The following is a 379-nucleotide window of genomic DNA, read 5'->3' as shown; positions in this document are numbered from 1 at the left end:
ATCGGCTGAAATATTGGGATGTCTGCGTCACATGAGTGTCAATATGTTGCGGGCAGAAACAACCAAAAAAGCCAGCATTCGCCGAAAAAGGCGGTTTGCGAGTATGGATATTAACTATTTGGATAAGGTCTTAGTCGCAGGATTTAAGGCGTTAGGCAAGAAGTGAACATTCACGCTCTTGCCCTGGTGAATTGATTGAACGCAAGGTTCGGGATAAATCATAAAAATAATCAGTTCCATTTGAAAATCATCGGGAAGATAGCCGTAATGGGGTATCTTCTGTATTAGTCACGACGTGATCTGACACTGAACCTTGAAAGGTTGAGAGTTACCGACTTTGCTATATGGGTGTCGAATCCTTATACAAAATACGAGGTAA

The 379-nt window shown here is 42.0% G+C and carries 1 pseudogene; it reads left to right on the top strand.

What is annotated here, in order from left to right:
* Positions 1–166 (top strand): annotated as a pseudogene (locus Xkoz_RS23675) (ISAs1 family transposase); the annotation flags it as partial.
* Positions 167–379 lie beyond the last annotated feature (213 nt).

The organism is Xenorhabdus kozodoii (genome assembly GCF_002632875.1).
Lineage (GTDB): Bacteria > Pseudomonadota > Gammaproteobacteria > Enterobacterales > Enterobacteriaceae > Xenorhabdus > Xenorhabdus kozodoii.
Note: the sequence above shows the minus strand (reverse complement) of the source record. Positions and strands in the feature narration are given on the sequence as shown.